The following is a 22,356-nucleotide window of genomic DNA, read 5'->3' on the forward strand; positions in this document are numbered from 1 at the left end:
AAAAATCAAACTGATGAAAACCGCATTAATTACAGGAATTACAGGACAAGATGGCGCTTATTTAGCGGAATTACTTCTTGAAAAAGGCTATATGGTTCACGGTATCAAAAGACGTTCGTCATTGTTTAATACAGACAGAATTGATCATTTGTATCAAGATCCACATGCCAAAGGAATTCGTTTGAAATTGCATTATGGCGATATGACTGATTCGATGAACATCACCCGAATCATTCAGGAAGTACAACCGGATGAAATCTATAATTTAGCGGCCATGTCTCACGTAAAAGTGAGTTTCGATACGCCCGAATATACCGCAAACGCTGACGGAATAGGTACACTTCGACTTTTAGAAGCGGTTCGTCTGTTAGGATTGCAACATAAAACTAAGATTTATCAGGCGTCAACCTCGGAGTTGTATGGTTTGGTGCAACAAGTACCACAATCGGAAACAACACCGTTTTATCCGCGCTCGCCTTATGCCGTGGCCAAAATTTACGCCTATTGGATTACGGTAAATTACCGCGAAGCCTACAATATGTTTGCTTGTAACGGAATTCTGTTCAATCACGAATCGCCTTTGCGTGGAGAAACGTTTGTAACCCGAAAAATTACGCGTGCGGTAGCCAAAATTGCTTTGGGATTACAAAGTGATTTATATATGGGTAACCTTGATGCACAACGTGATTGGGGTCACGCCAAAGATTATGTAGAAGCCATGTGGAGAATTCTGCAACAAGATACTGCGGAAGATTATGTTATCGCAACCGGAATCACAACACGTGTCCGCGATTTTATAAAAATGGCTTTCGCCGAAGTTGGATTTACTATGCGATTTGAAGGTGAAGGCGTTGATGAAGTTGGAATTTTGGAAGCTATTGATGCTGAACGATATCAAGCTGCTTTAGGAAAAGAGTTTTCTACTAAAGAATTTCAAATTCCGGCTATTGGAAGCACTTTGGTAAAAGTAGATCCAAGTTATTTCCGTCCAACCGAAGTCGATTTATTGATTGGTGATCCTACTAAATCGAAAACGAAATTAGGCTGGGAACCAAAATACGATCTTAAAATGCTAGTGGAAGAAATGGTTTCTTCGGATGTGAAATTATTCCAAAGAGACATTCATTTGGCCGAAGGCGGTCACAAAATCTTGCGTCAAGCTGAATAAAAGTAATTTCATTTAATGGAAAAAATAAAAGATAGAAAGATAGTCGTTGTCAATCAGGCGTCTAATTATCTGACTGTTGGTTTTTGTAACGCTTTCGCGGATAAGTTTGCGAATGTTGCTTTGGTAACCGGAAGTGTTCACATTCAGGGTGAAGAACTTTCTACTGATATTGAAGTGACTTACATCAATAAATGGGTGGAGAGACCTGCTAGTAAAAAATTCCTTTCTTATATAAAAGCGTGTTTTAAAATGTATTGGCTAATATTAACCAAATACAGAAAACACGAAGTATTTTTCGTTTCGATTCCGCCTATGGGTTATTTGTTGAATCTACTGGTTTCTAACCGATTCAGCATGGTGGTTTGGGATGTTTATCCTGATGCTTTCAAGATTACCGGAATGAAGGAAACGCATTTCTTGTATAGAGTTTGGGCTTCCTTAAACCGAAAATCCTTCAAAAAAGCCTTCCGATTGTTTACCATAGGTGATAAAATGGCAGAACTTTTAGAAGTCTATGTCTCAAAATCCAAAATTATCATTCAACCGATTTGGTCTATTTTTCAGGCTAATGAAAGAGTTGCTAAAGAGGATAATCCTTTTGTTAAAGAACATCAGTTACAAGATAAATTCATCATTCAATATTCGGGAAACATCGGCTTGACTCATAAGGTTGAGGTTGTTGTTGAATTGGCTGAATTACTAAAAGAAAATTCGAATATCATTTTCCAAATAATAGGTCGTGGACCTCGAGTTCCGGCTTTGCAAAGAATGGTCGCCGAAAAGAATTTACCAAATTGTACCTTTCTGCCGTTTCAATCGGATGAAATGTTTCCGTTTTCATTATCTGCTGCCGATTTGGGCATCGTAATTTTAGACGAATTAACTTCCAAAGGAAGTGTTCCGAGTAAGTCGTATAACTTAATGAGCTACGGAATTCCATCGGTGTATATCGCTGGAGAAGATTCGGAACTAAATACTTACGCACAGAAATACAATGCTGCCGAATGTTTTGCCGAAAAGGATTTGCATTTGGCCAAAGATTTTATTCTTCATTTGAGTACCAATAAGCAAAAATGGAATGAAATGTCAGCCAACGCAATCGCGACAGCGAAACTTTTCAGACGCGATAATGCGGATAAATTTGTCGATTATTATTTGAATCCACTTCATGATTAAAGCTATACTGTCCAATATCATTTCGAATCTAAAGAATAGCATCGGTTGGAAAACTAAGCGTAAAATCGTAGTGTTTTCTGTAGATGACTATGGCAACGTCCGACTCAATTCGGCGCAAGCCAGAAAAAATATGGATGCTGCCGAAATGAAAATCTATTCGCGTTTTGATGCCTTGGATACCTTAGAAACGACACAAGATTTAGAACAGCTTTTCGATGTTTTATCATCAGTTAAAGATAAAAATGGGCGTCATGCCGTTTTTACACCGTTTGCTTTGCCTTGCAATATCGATTTTGAAAAAATGGAAGCCGAGGATTTTCAAAAGTTCTATTTTGAGACACTTCCCAATACGTATAAAAAATTGGCCCTTCAACAACCTGAAGCCTACACCGGAACTTGGGGTTTATGGCAAGAAGGCATTGCTAAAGGTTTTCTAAAACCGCAGTTTCACGGAAGAGAGCATTTGAATCTGACCGTTTTTAATGATAAATTGAATAGGAGAGATTTACAATTGCTAACCGCTTTAAAAAATAAATCCTTTACCAGCATTTCAGATGAAGAGTATCCTACAATGTCATGTACGGCCGAATTGGATTTTTGGAACGTGAAGGAAAACGAAGCTCTAAAACCAATTTTAAAAGAAGGTTTACAGCTTTTTGAAGAGGTTTATGGATACAAGAGTAACTATTTCACGCCACCTGTTTTTAATATTCACCATTCCTTATTCCAAACGTTAAAAGACAACGGAATACAGTATATCGACTTAGCTTTGCTTCGTGAGGAACACCAAGGCTTGAACGTTTACAAAAAGTCATTTAACTATATCGGGAAGCAAACCAAAGAAGATCTTACGATTATGGTTCGGAATGTGGTTTTTGAACCTACAGAAGATCGTGGAATTGATTGGGTTGCCTTTACCATGAAGCAAATAGAAACCGCTTTTCGTTGGAACAAACCAGCTATTATCAGTTCGCACCGAGTGAATTTTTGTGGACACATTGACCCCAAAAACCGTGAAAAAGGATTGGACAACTTGAAACGATTGTTACAGGAAATAGTAAAAAAATGGCCTGATGTCGAATTTATGGCTGCAGATGAAATGGCTTTGACTTTAAAAGAAAAGAAGAATGTTTAAAAGACTTTTATACTTAGGATATTATCTTAAAAAAATGGATTGGAAGAAGTTTCAGCTTTTTCTGAATCATGCTTCCAAATTGACAGGGCGCCATAAAATTAGTTTGGTATTTGATGCTATCGACTGTGTTTTCAAATACAATATTTCTATTTTAGAATATTTTCAGTTTCGTTTTTTTGAACAATCCAATTCACAACGCCAAACTTGGGCCGGAACGGGATATATGTTTGAATATCAATTGAAAATGAATCCGAAAAACACTAGAGATATTCTGGATGATAAGACTAAATTTTATCGTTCCTATAAAGACTATTTTGTGCACACCGTTGGGGATGTTGCCGACTTAAAGCAAAAACCGGAATTGCTTCAAAAACTATTAAAAACGCCTGCTGGAAAATTAGTTTTCAAAGTCGCCGATGGAAATTGCGGGATTGATGTTCTGATAAAAAATGCCAACGAGTTTGATGAAAAAAGCATCATTACTTTTATGGAAAACAGTCAATTTGATTTGGTCGAGGAATTCATACAACAACATCCGGTTTTGAATAATTTATCACCTTCAGCCGTAAATACCGTTAGGATTTTTACTCAATTAGATGATACTAATGAGGTTGTTTTATTGGGTTGCCGACAACGTATCTCCGTAAATTCATCCGTAGATAATATGGCAGCCGGAAATATGGCAGCTCCGATAGATGAACATACGGGAATTATCAACGGTAGTGGCGTTTACAGCGATATCACAAAACCAGAAGAAAAAGTGCATCCGATTACCGGTGTTTCAATTGTAGGTCTGCAAGTTCCTTTTTGGAAGGAAACGGTTGCGATGGTCAAAAAAGCAGCTAAAGAGCATCCTGAAAACCGGTCGATTGGTTGGGATATTGTCATTACTGAAAATGGTCCGGGCTTTATCGAAGGAAATCACGATTGGTGTAAATTATTATGGCAATTACCGGCTCAAAGAGGATTAAAATACAAGTTAGAACCTTATTTGCACTAAAATGTACCGATTATTTTTTAAAAGGTTTTTAGATATATTGGTTTCCGTACTTGTGTTGGTGCTAACTGCACCAATCTTAGTTGTGGTTATAGGTATTCTATCTTTTCAGAATAAAGGAGCTGTTTTTTTCTTTCAGGAACGACCGGGATTTAAACAGAAAGCATTTCAGATTATCAAACTGAAAACGATGACCGATGCTAAAGATAGCGATGGAAAATTATTGCCTGACAATCAAAGAATCACCAAAGCCGGAAAAATTATCAGAAGATTATCGATAGACGAATTACCACAGTTACTAAACGTTCTGAAAGGCGATATGAGCTTAATTGGACCAAGACCTCTTTTGTTTAAATACATGCCGCTTTATTCTGAAGAACAATTGCGTCGTCATGAGGTGCGTCCCGGAATTACGGGTTGGGCTCAAGTCAATGGCAGAAATTCGATTAGTTGGACACAGAAATTTGATTTTGATATTTATTATGTGGATCATTTATCGTTTGTTTTAGATGTAAAAATTTTGTGGTTGACTTTTATAAAAGTAGTCCGTACCGAAGGAGTAAACCAGTCAATCGATCGACCGATGCAGCCTTTTAACGGAAAAAATTAAAATGATATGAAGCAAAAACTACTCATAATTGGTGCCGGAAGCGTAGGCAAATTTATTGCTTACAACCTCAATCAGTTTATCCAATCGTTTGAAGTGATTGGTTTTTTGGATGATGATGCTTCAAAACACAACACCATTATTGCTGGTTTTCCGGTTTTGGGTGCTGTAGATAAAGTGCAGGAATTTTCAGGAAAAGGAATTGCTATCGTTTGGGGAATTGCTTTTCCATCAATCAAAAAGAATTTATTTGACCAGTATCAAAATTTGTCTTTCGACTTTCCCAATTTTATTGCCAAAGATGCTTGGGTTTCAGAGGCAGTTACTTTTGGAAAAGGATGTATTATCTATCCCGGAACAGCTATTAATTATGAAACTGTTATTGACGATTTTGTGGTTATCAATATGAACTGCAGTTTGGGACATAACTGTTCGATTCAGTCATTTTCATCATTAGCACCAGGAGTAAATTTGGGTGGTAACACTAAAATTGGTAGCTGTGTTGAAATGGGAATAGGCTCGTCAACGGTTCAAGGAATTACTATTGATGACAATGCGATTATCGGCGGACAAGCGATGGTAGTTTCCAATATTTCCAATGCTGATGTTGTGGTAGGAATTCCGGCAAAAAGTATTAAATGAAAGTTATCTTGAAAAGAGTTTTCGATATCATTGTTTCCCTATTTTCTTTGATGCTATTGTTACCTTTGATGCTATTTTCGTGGTTGATTCTGATGCTTGACACTCAATCGAATGGACTCTTTTTTCAAAAAAGAGTAGGACAATACGGGAAATTTTTTACGATTTACAAGTTGAAAACGGTGCATCCAACTACAGGGAACGTTTCTAAAATTGGTGCTTTTTTCAGAAAATATAAAATAGACGAATTGCCACAGTTTCTGAATGTTTTGAAAGGAGAAATGAGCATTGTTGGGCCAAGACCGGATATTGAAGGTTACTACGACCTATTGGTTGGAGAAAACAGAAAAATATTGGAACTAAAGCCTGGAATAACTAGCGAAGCTTCGATAAAATATTATAATGAAGAAACTATTCTTGAGCAGCAGCGTGATGCTTTACACTATAATGACTCAGTAATTTTTCCCGATAAAGTAAAGCTAAATCTGGAGTATTATTACAATCACAACATCTTATTAGACATTAAAATCATACTAAAAACCATTTTTAAAGGTTAAATACAACACCATGAATAACGCAAAAATTTGGCTTTCTTCACCACACATGGGAGGAAACGAGCAACACTACATTAAAGAAGCTTTTGATACCAATTGGGTAGCGCCTTTGGGTCCGAATGTTACCGGATTTGAACAGGATTTAGAGCACTTTTTAAAAGAAGAGGTTCAGATAGCTGCCTTGAGTTCGGGAACTGCTGCGATTCATTTAGGCTTGGTTTTACTCGGAGTTCAGGCTGGAGATGAAGTTATTTGTCAAAGCTTTACTTTTTCGGCATCCTGCAATCCAATACTATATCTTGGTGCTACACCAGTTTTTATTGACAGTGAATCGGAAACGTGGAATATGTGCCCTGTTGCTTTGGAAGAAGCTATTGTGGACCGAATTTCAAAAGGCAAAAAACCCAAAGCCATTATTCCCGTTCATTTATATGGCATGCCTTTTAAAGCAGATGAAATCAATGCTGTCGCACAAAAATACCAAATCCCAATACTAGAAGATAGTGCAGAAGCCTTAGGAAGCACTTATAAAGGTAGAAAATGTGGGACATTTGGAACTATTGCTGCTTTATCTTTTAATGGAAACAAAATTATTACGACTTCCGGTGGCGGAGCTTTAGTAGGGCATTCAAAAGAAACTAAAGATAAAGCTGTTTTTCTGGCTACACAAGCACGAGATGCGGCACCACATTACCAACATTCAGAAATTGGCTATAACTATAGGTTAAGTAATATTTGTGCTGGAATAGGAAGAGGGCAAATGGAAATTTTGGAAAAACATATTAATTTAAGACGTCAAATGCACGATTTTTATGTTGATTTTTTTAAAGATATTAAAGAAGTAACCGTATTTGCCGAGCCAAATTCTGATTATTTTTCAAACCATTGGTTGAGCTGTATTGTTATTGATACCAAGGCTTTAGGTAAGTCTAGTGCCGATTTACGAATAGCATTAGAACAAGAGAATATTGAATGCAGACCTTTATGGAAGCCAATGCACATGCAACCTATATTTGAACACTATCCTTATTACGGCGCTAAAGTCTCCCAGCAACTTTTTGAGAATGGATTGTGCTTACCCTCAGGTTCGAACCTTACAGACAACGATAAAATCAGAATTTCTAGTGCTCTTAAAAGTTTTTTTAACATATTTTAACATAAATTTGTAGCAACTGGTTTTTTTAATATGCGTGAATTTATATATAAGTCGTTGAGAAGAGTCATATCCACCAAACGATTTCAAAACATTGGGTATTTACCAAGATGGATAATTTTTGCCATCGATGTATTCATTGTTTTAATTGCATGTGTGATTACTCAAATTATGGTATTTAGTTTGAATGTAAAACTATATCCAACGCTAAATCCTTATCTGCAATATGGTTTTGTCATTCTTGTCAATGCCTTTTCATTTGTCTTTTTCAGAACCTATAGTGGTATTATCAGGCACTCCACTTTTATTGATGGGGTAAAGCTTTTAGTAGCTACAACGGCTTCTTATTTGGCTTTAATGGTCTTTAACTATTCGTTTCAGATTATACTGCACGATAGATTATTCCTTTCCACAGGATTATTTATAACGTACGTAATTTCGTTTTTATTATTATTCTTGTTCCGAATTTTAGTAAAAAATGTATTCGAAACCTATCTGCAGGTAGCCGATACCAACCAATTAATCAAAGCAATAATTTATGGTGCTGATGCTAATGCGATTTCAGTAGCGAATGCTCTAAAAACTGAAAAACCGGCTCGATTTAATGTGGTGGCTTTTGTCAATAAATTTCAACAAGACAAAACAAATAAAAGTATACTGAACTTGCCTATTATTAATCAGCGCAAAGGAATTCACGTGATTTTGAAATCGATGAATGCAGAAGCGTTGATTATTGCTGAAAAAAGTCTAACGAAAGAAGAAACTAGAAAATTAGTCGAAGAGTGTTTAGATTACAATTTTAAAGTTTTCACGGTTCCATTAATCACCGATTGGGAAGACCAAAACCAAATCTCCAACCAATTACAGAATTTTGCCATTGAAGATTTGCTGGAAAGAAAACCTATTGTTTTAGACAATAACAAAATTTCTGCGCAAATAAAAGGAAAAAGAGTCATGATTACGGGTGGTGCTGGTTCTATTGGAAGTGAGATTGTCAGACAAGTTACGAATTTTAGTCCTTATAAGATTATTATTCTCGATCAGGCAGAATCTCCTTTACATAGTTTACAGCTGGAAGTCTCTGAATTGGTAAATGATGTTAAAATAAAAACCGTTTTAGCTGATATTAGAGATTATGATGCACTCGAATTAGTATTTGAAAAATTCAAACCTGATTTTGTGTATCATGCTGCGGCCTACAAACACGTTCCTTTGATGGAGGAAAATCCGTCTCAAGCCATCTTTACCAACGTAATCGGAACTAAAAACCTAGCTGATTTATCAAGAAAATATTTGGTCGAAAAGTTTGTGATGATTTCGACGGACAAAGCCGTGAATCCAAGCAGCGTGATGGGAGCAAGCAAGCGAATTGCTGAAAAATACGTTCAATCACTAAATTATCATTTGGTCAATGCCAACAAAAAGAATGCTACTAAGTTCATCACAACCCGATTTGGAAATGTTTTAGGTTCTAATGGTTCTATCGTTCCGTTATTTACAAAGCAAATTCAAGATGGTGGACCTATTACCATAACACATCCTGAAATCATTCGCTATTTTATGACCATTCCGGAAGCGTGTCAACTCGTTTTAGAAGCTGGAGCGATGGGGAATGGTGGCGAGATTTATATTTTTGATATGGGTGAGCCGGTAAAAATTATCGACTTAGCTAAAAAGATGATTCGTTTGGCCGGATTCATTCCGGATAAAGACATCAATATTAAAATTATTGGTTTGCGTCCCGGAGAAAAACTTTTTGAAGAGTTGTTAAGTGATGAATCCAAAACATTACCAACGCACAACAATCAAATTTTAATCGCTCAAGACAGCATCGCCGAATATGGAGAAATCAAAGAATCCATAGCTGAACTGATAAGCATCACCAGAAAAAATCCAAGTTTGGATGTAGTAGCGCAGATGAAAAAAATTGTTCCTGAATTCAAGAGCATGAATTCGGAATATCAAACATTAGATGTTGATTAGAAGCTACTCAAGTACACTAATTTAAATCCGAATAAACTTAAATAATTTAAAATCAAATTGTAGATTTGCCCCATAGTAAATACTACTAATTACTTTCAGAGTTCAATATTAAATCAAAGAGATTATATAATGCTAAAAAAAATACTACTTTCCTTTGCTGCCATGATTTTATTGGCTGCTTGTGCTAACAAAAAGGACCTAATTTATTATCAGGATATTCAAAATAGTTCACAAAGTTCTATCAATTACGTGGCGAATGAAATTCAGGTTAACGATATATTATACATTAAAGTTGACGCTTTAATTCAGGATTCTGCCAAACCTTTTAATTTAGACATCAATAGTTCAGCATCCATCAATATGGATAATTATAAAGTTCAGGGTTATTTAGTTTCTCAAGATGGAACAATTGTATTTCCAATTCTTGGCTCTTTGAAAGTGGCAGGAAAAACGACCAATCAATTGCAAAAAATGCTGGTTGATTTATTGAACGACAACGGATATATCAAAGACGCTAATGTAAATGTTAGAGTAATCAACAGTAAAGTGACGGTTTTGGGAGAGGTTAGAAATCCAGGAACATACAGTTTTGAGGAACAAAATATATCGCTCAATCAAGCCATCGGATATGCTGGCGATTTGACTATTTTCGGAAAAAGAAAAGAGATTTTATTAATTAGAGAAAACAACGGAACCCGGAACTATATCAAAATTGATTTGACGTCTTCAGACTGGTTTTCGAGCCCTTATTACTACGTAAAACAAAATGACGTTATTATTGTAAATCCTAATGGCGCCAAAGTAATGTCTTCAGGTTATTTGAGTAACATTGGAAGCATCATAGGTATTTTATCCTTTGCAGCGACACTTGTTTTATTATTAAAAAGATAATATTTGATGGAAAATATAAAATTTGATCTCGAAGAGAAACACAATAATTTCGACTTTTTAGAACAATTCTTTCTGTATTTACGCTATTGGCATTATTTCTTAATTTCCGTAGTCGTATGTTTTTTTGTGGTAAAATATTACCTAAACCACACCGTTTCTGTATACGAATCAAAGGCAAAAGTAAAAATCATTGATGATTCCAAGAGCAGTTTTGTAATGCCCAATAGTCCGGTTGCTTTATTCGGAAAGAACAAGGTCAATTTGGATAATGAAATCGAAGTCTTAAAATCTTACCGTCTTTTAGAGCAAGTTTGTAAAAGCTTGAACTTAAATAATCAATACTATAATGTTGGTTATTTAAATAATGTTGAAATCTGGAAAAACAGGCCTTTCACCATAGAATGGTTAGACAATTCGGCAAAAATGGATGATAAGTCCATATCCTTCGAAATCGAAATTGCCAATGGAGGTTATAAAGTGGTGAGTTCGTCTTCGGGCTCTTCTTCAAAAGTGCATCCATTTAATTCTATACAATATATTAGTGGTATTCCGTACAAACTATTACTTCAGGTTGGAACGGATTTAAAAGAACTTAACGGTAGAAAGTTTTTGGTGGTACATGCTGCTGTTAGGTCAGTGGCACTAGGTCTTTCTAATAGTTTGAATATTTCGAACAGCAATAAAAATTCGGACATTCTTATACTTTCATTAGCAGGAGCCAACAGAGATAAATCAGAAGTTATTCTGAATGAAATCATCAAACAGTTTGATATTGATGGTTTGAGTGACCGACGATTAGTATCGCAAAGAACGATTGATTTCGTTAATCAGCGATTCAAATCTATTGAAGCACAACTGGATTCTGTAGAAACGACCAAAGCCAATTACAAGCGTAATCAAGGGTTGACTTTCATTAACGAAGATGCACTTACAGCTACTCAAGGTAAAGTAAATGCGACTAACGATGTATTCCAAGTGGAAACTCAAATTGCTTTGTCAAAAGTTTTAGAACAAACAGTAAAATCAGATAAAAGTCTTGGTTTATTGCCAGCGAATATAGGTTTGACTAATAACGGAATTAATCAGTCTATTTCCGAGTACAATACTGTTGTTTTAGAACGTGAACGGCAATCGGTTAGCGGTCTGCCAAATAATCCGTTGATTAAATCCATGAATAATAAGTTGTCTAATCTAAAAATTAACATTTTAGGCTCTATAAACTCGTATCAAAAGGAGTTAGAAGTTTCGCTTTCTAAGAATGATTATATTAAAAATACATCAGGAAGTAAGTTCAGTTCTATCCCGAATAATGAAAAAGTTTTAAGAGGTATTGAAAGACAGCAAAACATCAAAGAAACACTGTATTTGTTATTGTTACAAAAGAGAGAAGAAGCAGCGATAAACGTAGCCATAACTTCTTCTTCTATCAAAGTGATAGATTACGCCATGACAGGTTCAAGCCCGGTGGCACCAAAAAAAGGAACGTATTATATGGCAGCCATCTTAATTGGTTTGTTGATTCCGTTCTTGTTTTTATATGTTGGTTTCTTATTGGATGACAAATTGCATACTAAAGAAGATATTCTGAAACTGACCAAAAATAAAATTATCCTTTCTGAAGTGCCGCATATCAATGGCGAAAACAGATTAACAGGTATAAATGACCGATCGATATTGGGTGAGTCATTCAGGATTTTAAGAACCAATCTGACCTATATTTTCCCATTACAAACCGAACAATTGGGGCAAACCATCATGATTACTTCAACCATCAAAGGAGAAGGAAAAACATTTACAGCGTTGAACTTATCGATTTCTTTTTCGATAATGAACAAAAAGGTTTTACTTATCGGTGCAGACATGAGAAACCCTCAATTGCATAACTATTTGAATACGGGAAAAAACCAACTAGGTTTACAGGATTTCCTTCACGATGTTTCTGTAGATTGGCATAGTACCATCAATAAAAATTATTTAGATAATTCTAATTTGGATATCATTTTATCGGGTACAATTCCACCAAATCCAGCCGAATTATTATCTAACGGCCGTTTAGAAAAGCTAATCGCTGAAGCTCGAAAGGAATACGATTTCATTATTATTGATACACCACCAACATTATTGGTAACGGATACTCTTGTGATTTCTCATTTAGTCGATACTACTTTATATGTTGTTAGAGCAGATTATACGCCTAAGAAAATTTTAGAATTCTCTGTAAACTTGAGCGATAAAGGGAAGTTGAGAAATATGGCTTATGTAATTAACAATGTAGGTTCTAACTATAAAGGTTACGGAACTTACGGATATAGCTACAAGTATGGTTATGCTTACGGATATGGTTATGGTTACGAAGCCGATGCAGAAGCTGAAAAAACACTTTTTGGAAAAATTAAATCCTTCTTTAAAAAGTAATGTATTAGAAATTGAAGAAAGAATTGTTTTGGAAAATTGGTGTCATGTATTCATGATTTTTCAAAACAATTTTTTTGTGCATGTATTCTAAATGTCTTGTATGATGCACATCCGAACCTACAAAATCGATTAATCCGTTTTTCAGTAGTAAATCGGCAGTTTTGGCTACTCTTTCACCGTAATATCCTGTAGTTGAAAGCATGTTCATCTGAAACAGACATCCGGCTTTCTTTAGTTTTTTATAATGACTCAAACTGAGTTCGTGATAAAAATTATAGCGTTCAGGATGCGCCAAAATAGGACGATATTGGGCAACTTGTAATTCGAACAAGACATCATACAACTGAATAGGCGGATTTAAATAGGACATTTCAACCAATACATAGTTATCTTTCAAAGTCAAAAGAGGTTCCTTTTTAAAAAGCTCCCAAAACTCTGCGTCAATCATATATTCGGATGCTGCTTTAAGGCGATTAGCAATGTTTGGAATTTTAAGTTCAGCAACAGTCAAAGCTAATTTTTCGTTGATGCCGCTACTAGTATTGTTCCAAACTTCACCCATAGTGTGTGGTGTTGTTATAAATTTTTTAAAACCAATTTCCTCCAAGCCACTAATGAGCTTTGTAGTATCTTCAATAGTTGCAGCACCATCATCAATTCCGGGCAACAAATGGGAATGAATGTCGATGTAATTATCCGGAATGAAATCTCTTAAAAAAGGCTTGTTTTTTTTGAAAAAATGGAACACAACAATTGATTTAGTTCACAAAATTAGTCAAATAAAAACATTTTAATCAAATGTTAACAGTTTACCAAAGAAATCAATTCAATTCTTTTCGCGCACCTTATGTAATTTATATATTTGCGCCTACTAAATTAAAATCAAAAATCAACAAGTAGAATGAATAAAAGCAGTCAGTCTCAAAATTGGGATCTAGTCATTAAAGGACATACTTCGCTTTTTGATGTGAAATTTAAAGATCTTTGGCATTACAGAGATTTATTGTTTTTGTTTGTCAAACGTGATTTTGTTAGTTTTTACAAGCAAACCGTTTTAGGACCACTTTGGTTTTTTATTCAGCCTATTTTTACCACTATAGTTTTTAGTTTTGTTTTTGGTAATTTAGCCGGAATCAGTACCGATGGCGTTCCACAATATTTATTTTATCTCACCGGAATCACAGCATGGCAATATTTTTCAGATTGTCTGACCAAGACAAGTACCGTATTTCGAGATAATGCCAATATTTTTGGTAAAGTATATTTTCCAAGACTAATTATGCCGTTAAGTATTGTGGTTAGTAATTTGGTACGCTTCGGAGTACAGTTATTACTATTGCTTTGTATGATGGTCTATTTTTATTTCTTTCCCATGCCTGAAACTAGTTTCAAAGTAACAACAGGAATGCTTTTATTTCCATTTTTGGTTGTTCTGATGGCTCTTCTTGGTTTAGGATTGGGTTTGATAATTACGGCAATGACTACGAAATATAGAGATTTAACCTTTTTAGTGACCTTCGGTGTACAGTTGTTAATGTATGGTACTACCGTAATTTATCCGCTGAGTTACGCACGCGAAAAAGGATATGGTTCATTAGTTGAATTAAATCCGATGACCGGAATCATTGAAGCTTTTCGTTATGCCTTTTTAGGAAAAGGAGAGTTTACAGTATGGAGCTTAGGATATTCGATACTAATGACGATGGTGATACTGTTTGCTGGAATCCTAATTTTTAATAAAACTGAAAAAACCTTTGTGGACACTATCTAATGAGTAAGCCTATTATACATGTTGAAAATTTGTCCAAAGCCTATCAAATTGGGCAAATAGGAACCGGAACGATATCACGTGATATGGAGCGTTTTTGGATTACCAAAGTGCTCGGTAAAGAAGATCCATTCCTTAAAATTGGTGAGACTAATGACAGAAGTACCAAAGGAGGAAGCGATATCGTATGGTCGTTACGCGATATTAATTTCGAAATTAATCAGGGTGATGCCGTTGGAATCATCGGGAAAAATGGTGCCGGAAAAAGTACCTTGTTAAAGTTGCTCTCTCGAGTTACCGCACCAACTACTGGTGAAATAAAGGTCAAAGGTAGAATTGCTAGCTTACTTGAAGTGGGTACCGGTTTTCATCCGGAATTGTCCGGAAGAGAAAATATCTATCTCAATGGTGCAATCCTAGGAATGCGAAAAAAAGAAATTACCAGAAAGCTGGATGAAATAATCAATTTTTCTGGTGTGGAACGTTACGTTGATACTCCGGTAAAACGCTATTCTTCAGGAATGTATGTGCGTTTAGCTTTTGCAGTAGCAGCCCATCTCGAAAGTGAAATTCTGATTGTAGATGAAGTATTGGCTGTCGGTGACGCCGAGTTCCAGAAAAAATGCCTTGGAAAAATGGGCGAAATCAGTAAAGGAGAAGGAAGAACGGTTTTGTTTGTTAGTCACAACATGGCAGCCGTTAAAAGTCTTTGTACCAAAGGAATTGTCTTAGAAAACGGAATGATAGCTAAAAATGACACTGTTGAAAAGGCAGTAGGATATTATCTCATTGGAAATTCAGAATCTCTGAATCACAGAAAGTTTACCACCGAATTTGATACAGCCGATTATACCTTACATGCCATTGGTGTAAAAGTTGTAAATGATTTAAATAATCAAGTATTGGATGAACATCAGGAAATTGAAATGAATATTGATTTTACCTTAAAACATCTTCAGAAAGCCTTACATGTAACCATGGTTTTGAATAACGAATATGGTGAACCTATTTTTACTTTTTCCCACGTCAATGTGGGATTGCAATTAAAACAAGGGCGCAACCAAATAAAATGCAAGCTTCCCAAAGGGTTTTTAAATATTGGGTCTTATTATATTTCCTTTTTTGTCATTGAGGATGCGAAGTCGGTTTTGTTCTTAGAAAAAGATATTTTATCCTTTAACATACAGGAAGGGGAAAGGCCAATTGGTTCTTGGATGGGCAAAGAGCCCGGTTTTATAAAGCCAATTTTTGATTGGAAAATAGAGTAAACAGTAATAAGTATTATGAAAAAAAGTGTAAAAAAAATAATCAACAAACTCGGATTTCGTTTAGTTAATATAAACTCAAAAGATTTAGTTCAAAATAGCTACGTAACACCGTTGGCCAATTTTTTCCAAATACTTAAGGAATTTGGTTTTGAACCTAAACATATTGTTGACGTTGGAGCCAATCATGGTAAATGGACGAGAAGTGCTCTAAAGTTCTTTCCAAATGCTTCCATCACGATGGTGGAACCCCAATATTGGTTAAAAGAATCTATTCAAGATGTGTTGGACGCTAATCCTAATGTAAAACTCCATTCATACGGCGCTGGCGAAGCAGAAGGTTCTTTCACTTTTACTGTGGCAGATGAAGATGTTAGTTCGTCTTTCAATTATTCAGCAGCAGAAGCCAAAGAACGCGGATACAAACAGCTCGAATTGCCTATTATCACGCTGAATAAATTATTAGCTGAAAGTAATCTTCCAACACCGGATTTAATCAAAATTGATGCTGAAGGCATTGATATTCAAGTGCTAAAAGGCGCTTCAAATTACCTAGGTAAAACAGAAATCATAATGGTCGAAGCCAGTGTTTTGAATAAATCGTATAACAACAGTCTTTTGGAAACGATCAATTTCATGGATAAAAATGGCTATACATTATTTGACATTACCGAAATCAACAGACCTTTCCGTACTAAAGTGTTATGGCTCGTAGAACTTGTTTTTGTTTTAAAAGGAGGTACAATCGACTCGCAAGTAATTGAAGAAAAGTATTAAAACGTCACTATGTATAAAAACGCCTTAATTATTTCTGACAATCTGCCCTTGTGTAAACAGTTCCATGCTATTATCAAAAGTAAAGGCATTAACGCTACACAATTTACTTTTTCAACAAGTCCGTTTACAGATAAGAACTCTTTTATAATTTCTGAGGAGTATCCTGTATGCGTTTACAATATGAAAGATCAAAATGCGATAGATGAAATAATGGCTACTTACGATTTGATTTTCTCTATTCATTGCAAACAAATATTTCCTCCAGATTTAGTATCTAAAGTAAAATGTGTCAATGTTCATCCGGGTTACAACCCAATTAACCGCGGTTGGTATCCACAAGTTTTTGCCATTATTAATGATTATCAAATTGGGGCAACCATCCACGAAATAGATAAAGAGCTGGATAACGGTCATATCATCGCCAGAGCTTTTGTTGAAAAGGAAATTTATGATACTTCCGAAACCTTATACAATAAAGTAATCGCCAAAGAAATTGAACTTCTGGAGGAGCATTTGGAATCAATTCTAGCAAACTCCTACCAAGCTTTTGAACCGGAATCTGAAAGTAATTTGTATCTAAAAAAAGATTTCAATCAGCTACTTCATCTCGACTTAAATGAAGTGACTACCGTCGGAAAAGTGATTGATAAACTAAGAGCTTTAACACACGGAAGCTACAGCAATGCTTATTTTATAGATGAAAAGTCAGGAAAAAAAGTATATGTGGGAATCCAGTTAAAACCGGAACAATATGAAAGAGATTAAAATCTCAGCCTGCATCATTACTTACAACCAACAAGATTATATTCGGGAATGCCTCGAAGGTGCCATCAATCAGGTAGTGCTTTGTGATTATGAAATAGTAATTGGCGATGATTGCTCTACTGACCAAACCAATGCAATCTGTCTCGAATACGTACAAAAATTTCCCGAAAAAATCAAACTTTTATCCAGAGAAAAAAATTTGGGAATGGCAAAAAATTGGGTAAATACCATCAGCGAATGCCAAGGAAAATATATTGCTATCTGTGAAGGAGATGATTACTGGACAGACCCTAACAAACTGCAAAAACAAATCGATTTTTTAGAAGCACATCCCGAATGTAGTTTTAGCTTTCACAAAGCCGTTCGTTTTGATGCTAGAAATGCGGCTCACAATAAAATATATCCCAAAGATATAAGCAAGACCGTCCTAAATCCAAAAGATTTTTATGCCGTTCCAACTATACCAACGGCCAGTGTAGTATATAGAAATCCGGTACAAATTCCGAATTTAATACACAGTCATCTCGATACCCTTTTGTATGCAAGCTTACTCTCAAAAGGTGACGCCGGATTTATAAACGAACAAATGTCCTTTTATCGTTTGCATGATGAAGGCATTTCCAATGAGTACAGTCAAAATTGGTACATGGAACGACGAATCAAAGAACTTAAAATAGAAAAAAATCTTCCAGAATTTGCTTCGAATGTGCGTTCAGAAATTCAGAAAGTATACATCGATCATGTCCTTTTATATTTGAATAAAAACCGAGGAAAATTGACTTTAAGTCAAAAAAAACACTACCTAAAAATACTTGTAGTGTCTAAACATTTCTACGCTAAATCATTGAAAGAGTATCTGATACTATTCAAAACAATCCTTAAGTAACTCATTTTGAAAAAGAAAATACTTTTTTTCGGACCAATAGGCGACTTTGGAGGAAGAGATATTGAAGTAAATATTATTGCCAAAGCCATAAAAGACGAGTATGATGTCGAGGTTTTGTCTAGTATCTACATCACCAAGAATTCCTATGCGCTTCAAGGTTTGGATATCGAATTTAGTTCTTTTGAAAAATCGCTTTACGATTCCAATTGGTTTTTAAGAACAGTTGCTACTCTTTTTTATCTCAAGAACAAAAAGAACAAATGGCCTTATGCGTATATAAAAAATGATGTTTCCAACTTTTTCTTTGATTTTGAAAAAGCGCGTCTAAAAGTACTCGAAACTAAAATTAAGAATGCTGATGCTGTACTTGCGTGTGTTCAACCTGGATCTTCTTATCTCAAAGAAACCATTGAAATTTGTCACACTACTGAAAAACCTATTTTAGTCCGCACTACCGGAACAATTAATCCAATAGATAGTGATCATTTTCAGTTTTTGAAAAAAGTGTCCTGTTATATTCACCATTCCGAAAGTAATGCGTATAATTTAAATAAACAGTTACCGTTGCCTTACGTTATCATCGATCAATGCGCACAGTCCGAACAAAAACTGCTGCGTTTGCCCATTACTGAAAACCAAAAAATATATGGTTATTTAGGAAGATTGAGTGCTGAAAAAGGTATTTTGGAACTCATTAGCTTTTTCAAAAATTTGGAAGGTAAAAAATTATTGATTGCTGGAAATGGTCCATTGAAAGCTGACGTTCTTTTAGCAATACAACAATGCGATACTATTGAGTATTTGGGACAAAATAAGCCGCAGGAATTGGATGTTTTCTTCCAAAAAATAAACGTCTTGATTATTCCTTCTCTCGAAGAATCTGGGCCTTTAGTAGGTTTAGAAGCTATGGCATCGGGAAAAATAATCCTTTCAACTGATGTGGGCGCCATGAAAGAACGATTACAGGACACCGCAAACGACTTTTGGTTTGCTATCAATGATGAACCATCTTTTAGGGATAGTTTAGAGAAAATAGAACAACTTTCTGATTACGATTTCCAAGAAATTGCAAGTAGAAACAGGGAAAAATATCTCCAGGAATACCAGCTAACATCTATAAAAAGGAAGTATCTTGAATGCCTAAATAAATACATGGGTAATGAGAATTGGTAGCAATCCACAAATAGAAAAACCACTTCAATCTTCGGATTATTTCCATCAGGTAATTATGCCTGTTTATATTCCTAATAATGAAGGATACTTTAAGGATAGTTTCAATGTCCTCAAAATTTCTATTGATTCGTTACTGAAGACGGTACATCCAAAAACATTCGTTTCAATTGTTAACAATGGTTCTTCTTTGGAAATTATTGCTTACTTGGATGATCTGTATCAAAACAATAAAATCCACGAATTAATTCATACCAACAATATCGGAAAAGTGAACGCTATCAATAAGGCTTTTGTTGGGCAGTCGTTTCCGATAGTAACCATTACAGATGCTGACGTGTTGTTTCTAAATAACTGGCAAAAAGCAGTTTATGATATTTGCAATGCATTTCCCAAAGCTGGCGCCGTGTGTACTACGCCGAATTCGAGAGCACTAAAGCAACTGACGGAAAATATTTTTTTCGACTGTTTTTTTTCTAAATCGTTACGGTTTACCAATGTCAAAGACAGTCAAGCTATGCTTGATTTTGTAGATAGCATCGGGAATCCATGGGAATTGCGACCTATTCACAAGCAAAAATGTCTAACGGTAAATCACAAAGAGACAAGCGCGATGGTTGGAGCAGGTCATTATGTTTGTACCTATAATCGCCATGCTTTACCAGAAGAAGGTTTTGGTAAAACCACTGATTTAATGGGCAAAAAACTAATGTACAATGTCGACGTTGCCGTGATTAGGAAAGGCTATTGGCGATTATCTACCGCAGACAATTTTACCTATCACATGGGAAATAGTTCCGAAAAATGGATGTATGAAAAGCTGCAGAATACTATTCAAGAAAAGAATGAAATCGGATTACCCAGACTCAAAAAACTTAAATCCGCTCCGCTATATAATGGTTTTAAGATTATTGTTTTTGGTGCATTGTTGTTTTCAAGACATCTGTTTTGGAAAAATTTCCTTCGTTTCAAAGGCCTTAAAAAAGAGGAAGCAAAATATTATTAGACGCTGTTTTTTCAATACATTCGCAAACTTAAACTAGCTATTGATGAGAGTTGGATTAAATCCACATAAAGACGAGCCTTTAGAAAAAACGAAATACCTACATCAGGTCATTATTCCGGTTTACATTCCTAATTTCGAAGGATATTTCAAAGATTCCTTTGTGGTTTTGAAACATTGTTTGAACTCGTTACTGCAATCGGTCCACAGTCAAACTATGATTACCATTGTCAATAACGGAAGTTGTAACGAAGTAGTTGAATATCTTGATTCATTATTTGAAGCAAAAAAAATTCAGGAAATAATCCATACTGAAAATCTCGGAAAACTCAATTCCATCTTAAAAGGTTTGGTAGGTAATTCTATTGAACTAATCACTATTTCCGATGCAGATGTCTTATTCTTAAAAGATTGGCAAAAGGAAACAGTAGCTGTTTATAATCACTTTCCCAAAGCGGGAGTTGTCGGTATTGTGCCTCAAATCAGAATGTTTGAATATTTTTCGAGTAATCTTATTTTTGAAAATTTCTTTTCAAAAGACCTAAAATTTGCTAAACTCAAGAATCCTGAAGCATTCAAAAAATTCTATTATAGCATTGGTTGGCAGGAAGATTATAATAGGGAGTACACCCGTTGGTCCTTAGGGATTGAAACCAACAATTTTCGAGCTCTTGTTGGATCAGGTCATTTCGTTGCCACCTACAGAAGGGAACTTTTTGATGAGATGAAAACGTATCTCGGATTCAAATTAGGTGCTGAAACAGAGCGGTATTTAGACCACAAGCCTTTAGAAAAAGGGTTATGGCGACTAACCACCAACGATAATTTTGCCTATCACATGGGTAATGTAGCGGAAGATTGGATGGAAGCAGAAGTGCACAATAACCGAGCTTCCGCAATTATAACCACACCATTGCAACATGTTCCATCAAGCAAAAAAGTTAGCTCCTTTTCCTTTTTTTTAAAGAATAAGGTTTTCGTAAAAATTTTTGATAAAAAGCCATTCAGAAATTATTTCTATAAGATGAAAGGACTTCCCAAAGAGGTTGCTAAGCACTATTAACATGACCATTATCCCCAAAATCACGATACTTATTGCTACTAAAAATAGATGTAATGATTTGCAGTTTACTTTGCAAAAAATACAGTATTTGTGGAATGAAGAAGTGACTTGTGTTGTTTTTGATGATGGCTCTACTGATGGAACTTATGAAATGGTGCAATCCGATTTCCCAGAAATTAAGCTCTTTAGAAATGATATCTCAAAAGGATACCTGTATTGTCGAAATAAAATGCTCAATGAAACTAAAGCTGATTTTGCTATTTCCTTAGATGATGATGCTCATTTCTTAACCGAAAATCCCGTCGGAATTTTAGCAAGTTATTTTCAAGACAATCCCTCTTGTGGACTGATAGCCACTAGAATATTCTGGGGAACAACATCTCCCGAAAATACTATCAATCTTGAGACAAATATGAAAGTCAAAAGCTTCATCGGGTGCGGACATGTATGGCGTATGAAAGCTTGGCGCGATATACCGAATTATCCCGAGTGGTTTGAGTTTTATGGAGAAGAAAATGTGGCCTCTTTGCACTTATTCAAAAAAAAGTGGGAAGTGCATTATGTGCCTGAACTGCTGGTGCAACACAGAGTAAACATGATAGACAGAGCGAAATCGGCTAAAAATAGTGCGTTTCGATACCGAAGAGCCATTCGTGCGGATTGGTATACCTATTTTATGTTTTTTCCGATGAAAACGATTCCAAGAAAGATGGCTTATTCCCTATGGATGCAGTGTAAGAATAAAATTTTTAAAGGTAATTTGAAAGTAGTTTTCCCGTTGCTCTTAGCTATTTTCGATTTGCTGCAATCTATTCCAAAATTAAAGGCCAACAGAAACGCCTTTACTATGAAAGAATATAATAATTACAACCAACTAAATGAAGCCAAAATATATTGGAAGCCCAAAAATTAATTGTCTTATATTTGAAATTATAAAAAAG

21 protein-coding genes are annotated in these 22,356 nt (G+C 35.4%); 20 read left to right on the forward strand and 1 reads right to left on the reverse strand.

Translation table 11 applies throughout. The annotated features are described in order from the left end of the window. The first annotated feature begins 10 nt into the window (after window positions 1–10). The 11 genes from gmd to ACULEU_RS04990 all read left to right on the forward strand — a co-directional run bounded on the left by gmd (window position 11) and on the right by ACULEU_RS04990 (window position 12,718). Window positions 11–1,168 carry a GDP-mannose 4,6-dehydratase gene (gene gmd / locus ACULEU_RS04940; protein WP_445454828.1) on the forward strand — a complete coding sequence of 386 codons (1,158 nt, stop codon included), beginning with the start codon at window positions 11–13 and terminating at the stop codon, window positions 1,166–1,168. Window positions 1,169–1,183: 15 nt separating this feature from the next. Continuing rightward, complete coding sequence (locus ACULEU_RS04945; RefSeq protein ID WP_445454339.1) at window positions 1,184–2,344, forward strand: glycosyltransferase family 4 protein; 1,161 nt, start codon at window positions 1,184–1,186, stop codon at window positions 2,342–2,344. Further along, window positions 2,337–3,479 carry a hypothetical protein gene (locus tag ACULEU_RS04950; protein WP_445454340.1) on the forward strand — a complete coding sequence of 381 codons (1,143 nt, stop codon included), beginning with the start codon at window positions 2,337–2,339 and terminating at the stop codon, window positions 3,477–3,479. The genes ACULEU_RS04945 and ACULEU_RS04950 overlap by 8 nt, the downstream gene beginning before the upstream one ends. After that, window positions 3,472–4,479, forward strand: coding sequence for a sugar-transfer associated ATP-grasp domain-containing protein (locus ACULEU_RS04955; protein WP_445454341.1), 1,008 nt, complete (start codon window positions 3,472–3,474; stop codon window positions 4,477–4,479). The genes ACULEU_RS04950 and ACULEU_RS04955 overlap by 8 nt, the downstream gene beginning before the upstream one ends. A gap of 1 nt (window position 4,480) precedes the next feature. Continuing rightward, window positions 4,481–5,086 (forward strand): sugar transferase, encoded by a 606-nt coding sequence (locus ACULEU_RS04960; protein WP_445454342.1) that lies wholly within the window; start codon window positions 4,481–4,483, stop codon window positions 5,084–5,086. A 6-nt stretch (window positions 5,087–5,092) separates the two neighbouring features. Continuing rightward, window positions 5,093–5,725, forward strand: coding sequence for a NeuD/PglB/VioB family sugar acetyltransferase (locus tag ACULEU_RS04965; RefSeq protein ID WP_445454343.1), 633 nt, complete (start codon window positions 5,093–5,095; stop codon window positions 5,723–5,725). Beyond that, the gene (locus tag ACULEU_RS04970; RefSeq protein ID WP_445454344.1) at window positions 5,722–6,279 is read left to right on the forward strand and encodes a sugar transferase; all 558 of its coding nucleotides are present in this window, start codon (window positions 5,722–5,724) and stop codon (window positions 6,277–6,279) included. The genes ACULEU_RS04965 and ACULEU_RS04970 overlap by 4 nt, the downstream gene beginning before the upstream one ends. Window positions 6,280–6,289: 10 nt before the next feature. After that, window positions 6,290–7,432 carry a DegT/DnrJ/EryC1/StrS family aminotransferase gene (locus ACULEU_RS04975; protein WP_445454345.1) on the forward strand — a complete coding sequence of 381 codons (1,143 nt, stop codon included), beginning with the start codon at window positions 6,290–6,292 and terminating at the stop codon, window positions 7,430–7,432. 30 nt (window positions 7,433–7,462) lie between these two features. Beyond that, window positions 7,463–9,412 (forward strand): polysaccharide biosynthesis protein, encoded by a 1,950-nt coding sequence (locus tag ACULEU_RS04980; RefSeq protein ID WP_445454346.1) that lies wholly within the window; start codon window positions 7,463–7,465, stop codon window positions 9,410–9,412. Between the two features lie 129 nt (window positions 9,413–9,541). Then, entirely contained in the window at window positions 9,542–10,303 is a 762-nt protein-coding gene (locus ACULEU_RS04985; RefSeq protein ID WP_445454347.1) for a polysaccharide biosynthesis/export family protein, read from the forward strand. A 6-nt stretch (window positions 10,304–10,309) separates the two neighbouring features. Continuing rightward, a complete protein-coding gene (locus tag ACULEU_RS04990; RefSeq protein ID WP_445454348.1) occupies window positions 10,310–12,718 on the forward strand; it encodes a GumC family protein in 2,409 nt (802 codons plus the stop codon). Window positions 12,719–12,722: 4 nt separating this feature from the next. On the opposite strand, the gene ACULEU_RS04995 is transcribed toward ACULEU_RS04990, so the two are convergent. Then, window positions 12,723–13,466, reverse strand: coding sequence for a tyrosine-protein phosphatase (locus ACULEU_RS04995; protein WP_445454349.1), 744 nt, complete (start codon window positions 13,464–13,466; stop codon window positions 12,723–12,725). A 153-nt stretch (window positions 13,467–13,619) separates the two neighbouring features. On the opposite strand from ACULEU_RS04995, the gene ACULEU_RS05000 reads away from it, so the two are divergent. From ACULEU_RS05000 to ACULEU_RS05040, 9 genes are read left to right on the forward strand one after another with little or no spacing between them, the layout of a single operon-like run. Beyond that, window positions 13,620–14,489 carry an ABC transporter permease gene (locus tag ACULEU_RS05000; protein WP_445454350.1) on the forward strand — a complete coding sequence of 290 codons (870 nt, stop codon included), beginning with the start codon at window positions 13,620–13,622 and terminating at the stop codon, window positions 14,487–14,489. Continuing rightward, on the forward strand, window positions 14,489–15,754 hold the full coding sequence (locus tag ACULEU_RS05005; RefSeq protein ID WP_445454351.1) for an ABC transporter ATP-binding protein: 1,266 nt from the start codon (window positions 14,489–14,491) through the stop codon (window positions 15,752–15,754). The genes ACULEU_RS05000 and ACULEU_RS05005 overlap by 1 nt, the downstream gene beginning before the upstream one ends. 15 nt (window positions 15,755–15,769) lie before the next feature. Continuing rightward, window positions 15,770–16,528 carry an FkbM family methyltransferase gene (locus ACULEU_RS05010; protein WP_445454352.1) on the forward strand — a complete coding sequence of 253 codons (759 nt, stop codon included), beginning with the start codon at window positions 15,770–15,772 and terminating at the stop codon, window positions 16,526–16,528. A gap of 9 nt (window positions 16,529–16,537) precedes the next feature. After that, entirely contained in the window at window positions 16,538–17,293 is a 756-nt protein-coding gene (locus ACULEU_RS05015; RefSeq protein WP_445454353.1) for a dTDP-4-amino-4,6-dideoxyglucose formyltransferase, read from the forward strand. Then, window positions 17,280–18,179 carry a glycosyltransferase family 2 protein gene (locus tag ACULEU_RS05020; RefSeq protein WP_445454354.1) on the forward strand — a complete coding sequence of 300 codons (900 nt, stop codon included), beginning with the start codon at window positions 17,280–17,282 and terminating at the stop codon, window positions 18,177–18,179. The genes ACULEU_RS05015 and ACULEU_RS05020 overlap by 14 nt, the downstream gene beginning before the upstream one ends. A 6-nt stretch (window positions 18,180–18,185) precedes the next feature. After that, on the forward strand, window positions 18,186–19,352 hold the full coding sequence (locus ACULEU_RS05025) for a glycosyltransferase family 4 protein (protein WP_445454355.1): 1,167 nt from the start codon (window positions 18,186–18,188) through the stop codon (window positions 19,350–19,352). Continuing rightward, window positions 19,339–20,355 (forward strand): glycosyltransferase, encoded by a 1,017-nt coding sequence (locus tag ACULEU_RS05030; protein WP_445454356.1) that lies wholly within the window; start codon window positions 19,339–19,341, stop codon window positions 20,353–20,355. The genes ACULEU_RS05025 and ACULEU_RS05030 overlap by 14 nt, the downstream gene beginning before the upstream one ends. Window positions 20,356–20,398: 43 nt before the next feature. Continuing rightward, window positions 20,399–21,415 carry a glycosyltransferase family A protein gene (locus tag ACULEU_RS05035; RefSeq protein WP_445454357.1) on the forward strand — a complete coding sequence of 339 codons (1,017 nt, stop codon included), beginning with the start codon at window positions 20,399–20,401 and terminating at the stop codon, window positions 21,413–21,415. A gap of 1 nt (window position 21,416) precedes the next feature. Further along, the gene (locus tag ACULEU_RS05040; protein WP_445454358.1) at window positions 21,417–22,328 is read left to right on the forward strand and encodes a glycosyltransferase family 2 protein; all 912 of its coding nucleotides are present in this window, start codon (window positions 21,417–21,419) and stop codon (window positions 22,326–22,328) included. The last annotated feature ends 28 nt before the right edge of the window (window positions 22,329–22,356 follow it).

Source organism: Flavobacterium sp. 25HG05S-40, from assembly GCF_052654735.1.

Coding starts and splice junctions, on each gene's coding strand:
- ACULEU_RS04990 (WP_445454348.1), top strand. CDS start 10,310: ATGGAAAATATAAAATTTGATCTCGAAGAGAAACACAATAATTTCGAC.
- ACULEU_RS04970 (WP_445454344.1), top strand. CDS start 5,722: ATGAAAGTTATCTTGAAAAGAGTTTTCGATATCATTGTTTCCCTATTT.
- ACULEU_RS05020 (WP_445454354.1), top strand. CDS start 17,280: ATGAAAGAGATTAAAATCTCAGCCTGCATCATTACTTACAACCAACAA.
- ACULEU_RS05005 (WP_445454351.1), top strand. CDS start 14,489: ATGAGTAAGCCTATTATACATGTTGAAAATTTGTCCAAAGCCTATCAA.
- ACULEU_RS05030 (WP_445454356.1), top strand. CDS start 19,339: ATGAGAATTGGTAGCAATCCACAAATAGAAAAACCACTTCAATCTTCG.
- ACULEU_RS04960 (WP_445454342.1), top strand. CDS start 4,481: ATGTACCGATTATTTTTTAAAAGGTTTTTAGATATATTGGTTTCCGTA.
- ACULEU_RS04975 (WP_445454345.1), top strand. CDS start 6,290: ATGAATAACGCAAAAATTTGGCTTTCTTCACCACACATGGGAGGAAAC.
- ACULEU_RS04945 (WP_445454339.1), top strand. CDS start 1,184: ATGGAAAAAATAAAAGATAGAAAGATAGTCGTTGTCAATCAGGCGTCT.
- ACULEU_RS05035 (WP_445454357.1), top strand. CDS start 20,399: ATGAGAGTTGGATTAAATCCACATAAAGACGAGCCTTTAGAAAAAACG.
- ACULEU_RS05040 (WP_445454358.1), top strand. CDS start 21,417: ATGACCATTATCCCCAAAATCACGATACTTATTGCTACTAAAAATAGA.
- ACULEU_RS04985 (WP_445454347.1), top strand. CDS start 9,542: ATGCTAAAAAAAATACTACTTTCCTTTGCTGCCATGATTTTATTGGCT.
- ACULEU_RS04950 (WP_445454340.1), top strand. CDS start 2,337: ATGATTAAAGCTATACTGTCCAATATCATTTCGAATCTAAAGAATAGC.
- ACULEU_RS04955 (WP_445454341.1), top strand. CDS start 3,472: ATGTTTAAAAGACTTTTATACTTAGGATATTATCTTAAAAAAATGGAT.
- ACULEU_RS05015 (WP_445454353.1), top strand. CDS start 16,538: ATGTATAAAAACGCCTTAATTATTTCTGACAATCTGCCCTTGTGTAAA.
- ACULEU_RS05000 (WP_445454350.1), top strand. CDS start 13,620: ATGAATAAAAGCAGTCAGTCTCAAAATTGGGATCTAGTCATTAAAGGA.
- ACULEU_RS05010 (WP_445454352.1), top strand. CDS start 15,770: ATGAAAAAAAGTGTAAAAAAAATAATCAACAAACTCGGATTTCGTTTA.
- ACULEU_RS04965 (WP_445454343.1), top strand. CDS start 5,093: ATGAAGCAAAAACTACTCATAATTGGTGCCGGAAGCGTAGGCAAATTT.
- ACULEU_RS04980 (WP_445454346.1), top strand. CDS start 7,463: ATGCGTGAATTTATATATAAGTCGTTGAGAAGAGTCATATCCACCAAA.